Here is a 3,514-nt window from a genome sequence, read left to right on the forward strand (position 1 = left end):
CATATGGGGCCCGGCGCTTCCTTATATAGAAATTTTGAGGGGGACGGCGATCTGTTAAATCAAATGGTAGCGTTGAAGCAATTCCTCCACAATGGTGCCGTGGGCCTTTTTGAGGACCCTTTTGCCCACTATGCTAAGGGCAAAGGGGAGTTTGAGGTCGGTGACCTTCCTGCCGTCCATCATTTTGGAGGTGGAATCCAGCAATACCCGGATATCATAGCAGGAATTAAATACTTCAGGTACTCCACGATCTATATTTAACAATGTGTATACTGCCTCCATGGCAGTGCGCACCGAATATTCGGTGGTGAACACCGTATCCCGCACAGTGTCGGCAAACTGGCCGATGAAGGCGAAGTTGACACAGCCCTCCGGAACCACCTTGGGCCGGTCGCCCGCTGTCCGCGGCATAAAGAAAGCGGTGATGTAGGGCATCATACAGGGGACACAGTGGGCGGATTCCCGGGCTAGGCGGGGGATCTCCTCCACCGGTACGCCCATGTGGTAGAGCCACTCCTGGGTGATCTCATTGCCGGTACACTCCCGCATAGGCTTTTTGATAAAGTCTCCGGGCATATCGGTATACAGGCCATACACCCAGACCACTAGCTGCCCTTTTGGCTGCTCTTTGAAATGGGGCTGGCGGTTGAGGGTGTAGCTCATCAGCCAGGAAGAATCCTTGACGGTGACGATGCCTCCGGTGACCACCTTGCCGGAGAAGGGATCCCTCTTGCAGATTTTTTCAATGTAAGGCGGGATTTTTTCATCCAGAGTGGTGATGGTGGCGCTTTCCCAGTTGGTTTCGTTGGTTTTGGTGCAGAATTTATCCGGCCGTCCGAAGGAGGGGTGCTGCTGGGCGATGTTTCGCCACAAATCCCAACAGCCGGCGTTTTCGGTGTGGAAGGCCGGGGCATGGTCGTCGTCCCCCAGTGCAGAATTCTCGGTGCAGCTGCCGTTGGTGACAAAAACTAAATCGTCCTCAATTAGATCGATAGCCTCTTCCCGGCCCCCGTGGATGCAGCGGATCTGTTTGGCCACTTTTTTCTCCCCTTGGATGTCAAACACCACATTGGTGACCCGGGTATCATACTGAAACTGGACGTTGTGGGCCTCCAGATAGCGGACCATGGGGAGGATGAGGGATTCGTACTGGTTGTATTTGGTGAATTTGAGGGCGGAGAAGTCGGGCAGGCCGCCGATGTGGTGGATAAACCGTTGGATATACAGCTTCATCTCCAGGGCGCTGTGCCACTTCTCAAAGGCAAACATGGTCTGCCAGTAGAGCCAAAAGTTGGAGGAGTAGAATTCCTCATCGAACACATCGTCCAAGGTTTTGTCATAGAGGTCTTCGTCCTTGGTCAGAAACAGCTTGATGATCTGTAGGGACGCCTTCTCCGACAGGGTGAATTTGCCGTCGGTGTGGGCGTCTTCCCCCCGGTTGACGGTGGCCCGCATCAGCGAGTAGTTGGGGTCGTGTTTGTTGAGCCAGTAATATTCATCCAATACCGAGACCCCTTCGGTTTCAATGGAGGGGATAGAGCGGAACAGGTCCCACAGGCATTCAAAGTGGTTTTCCATTTCCCGGCCGCCCCGGATGACAAACCCCTTCTGGGGATCGTTGATGCCATCGCAGGCGCCGCCGGGGATCTTCAACTCCTCCAGGATATGGATGTGCTCCCCCTTCATCTGGCCATCCCGCACCAGGAAGCAGGCCGCCGCCAAGGAGGCGAGCCCGCTGCCCACCAGATAGGCGCTTTTTTGATCCACATTGGCCGGCTTTTCCGGGCGTGCAAAAGCTTCATAGTTTCCATTGGAATAATACATATCGTTGCCTCCAAATCCATCAGGTGGTTTTGTTTCGTTGGTTTTAAGATACTCCCTTTTTCTTGGAGGCGCCATACACAAAAACCGGGAGGTGTCGAAAAATCAAACACCTCCCGCAAATTGTATAAAGTTTTGACAACTGGGATCATCTGTCGGGATAGGCCCGGTCAGTACGGTATTTTTCCAGCGCCCGGCCGATATCCCCATGGATGAGGATGCTCAGCCGGTTCACGATTCTTTTGGGATCCTCTTTCATCCCCTGGCGGATCCAATCCAGCAGGAGGCCTACAAAGGCGTACTTATAAAAGTCGGCGATGAAAGCCTTGTCCTCCTGCCGCACGGGGATGCCCGCTGCCTGCTCCTCCACCACGTCGATGAGTAGGTGGTAGGTCACGTCATAAAGATACCGTTCCATCTGCTCCCGGCTCAGGGAGTGATAAGCGTTGGTGATCAGCGCCTTGTTGGCGAGTACGTACTCAAAAATCTGCAAAAACCCTTGCTGCCAGGTGTTATAGGTCTTTTTTCCTTGGATGACCTGTGTGGCCTCGCTGACAAAGATCCAGTCCATCAAATCATATATGTCCTGAAAGTGGTAGTAAAAGGTTTGGCGGTTGACTTCACAATCGGTGACAATGTCTACGATTGTGATTTTATCCAGCGGCTTTTGGGCCAGCAATTTTTTCAGTGAAGCGGCCAAGGCCCGCTTGGTTGTCTGTGCCATATCATCACTCCTTTACCCCGGGGCGGTTACAGCTCCTTTTCCATATGGATGTGGGGGCAATATTCGTCCAGATAGACCTCCCCCATGGCAATGTAGCCGTTCTTCTCATAAAAGGGTTGGACACGGCATTGGGCCGAAAGAGCGATCCGCTGTATGCCCAGCTCCCGGGCTTTTTCCTCCAGAAGGGCCAACATCTGGTTTCCCAGGTGAAGGCCCCGGTACTGGGGCAACACTGCTACCCGGCCCACTGTAAAAGCGGTGTCCCCTTCCTGTTCCAAAAACATCCGGGCAGTTCCGGCGGCTTGGCCTTCCACAAAGATCACCAGGTGGATGGCCCGGCTGTCGATTTCATCAAACTCGTTGTGGAAGCCTTGTTCCTTGACAAAGACCTCCTCCCGGATGTATTTGGCCTGCGCAGGGATATGGTCGTAGAATGTATAGGTGGTCATTGATTTCTATTTCCTCCTATTCCCTATATACAACAAAAGCGAACGGCATTGGGCCATTCGCATGCTTCCTGCTTTTATTATATCCAACCAGCAAAAAACTGTCAATCGGATAGGGTTACCTGTAAAACAAAGCCCGTTTTTAAATCCGGTTTCATCCTCCAAAGCAAAGCGCCCCCACAAAAGTGAATGCACAATCTGCCTGCGGCGGCTTACGGGAGAAGGGCAGACCGCATCATTTCTGTCACAGATATAAAAAACGTCGGAGCAAAGTAAACCTTGCTCCGACGTGGTGCGCCAAGAGGGACTCGAACCCCCGACCTACTGGTTCGTAGCCAGTCACTCTATCCAGCTGAGCTATTGGCGCATGTCAGCTTAAATATAATATCACAGAAAAAAGAGTTTGTCAATGTTATTTCTAAGAAAAACATATTTTTTCTGTTTGAGATAAAGAACAACAGACCTCAATATAGAGGTCTGTTGTAAAGGATGCCGGCGTCGATCTATCCTCCCGGGCAGTCTC

The 3,514-nt window shown here is 52.2% G+C and carries 3 protein-coding genes and 1 tRNA gene; all 4 read right to left on the bottom strand.

Annotated elements, in window-relative coordinates:
- Positions 1 to 54: 54 nt before the first annotated feature.
- The gene (locus tag RDQ42_RS09945; RefSeq protein WP_071427485.1) at positions 55 to 1,824 is read right to left on the bottom strand and encodes an oleate hydratase; all 1,770 of its coding nucleotides are present in this window, start codon (positions 1,822 to 1,824) and stop codon (positions 55 to 57) included.
- 145 nt (positions 1,825 to 1,969) lie between these two features.
- A complete protein-coding gene (locus tag RDQ42_RS09950) occupies positions 1,970 to 2,545 on the bottom strand; it encodes a TetR-like C-terminal domain-containing protein (protein WP_071427486.1) in 576 nt (191 codons plus the stop codon).
- A 26-nt stretch (positions 2,546 to 2,571) separates the two neighbouring features.
- The gene (locus tag RDQ42_RS09955) at positions 2,572 to 2,994 is read right to left on the bottom strand and encodes a GNAT family N-acetyltransferase (protein WP_054332572.1); all 423 of its coding nucleotides are present in this window, start codon (positions 2,992 to 2,994) and stop codon (positions 2,572 to 2,574) included.
- 287 nt (positions 2,995 to 3,281) lie between these two features.
- Positions 3,282 to 3,358: transfer RNA gene (locus RDQ42_RS09960), tRNA-Arg, on the bottom strand.
- Positions 3,359 to 3,514: the final 156 nt, after the last annotated feature.

Source organism: uncultured Merdimmobilis sp., assembly GCF_902471145.1.
GTDB classification, from domain to species: domain Bacteria; phylum Bacillota; class Clostridia; order Oscillospirales; family Ruminococcaceae; genus Merdimmobilis; species Merdimmobilis hominis.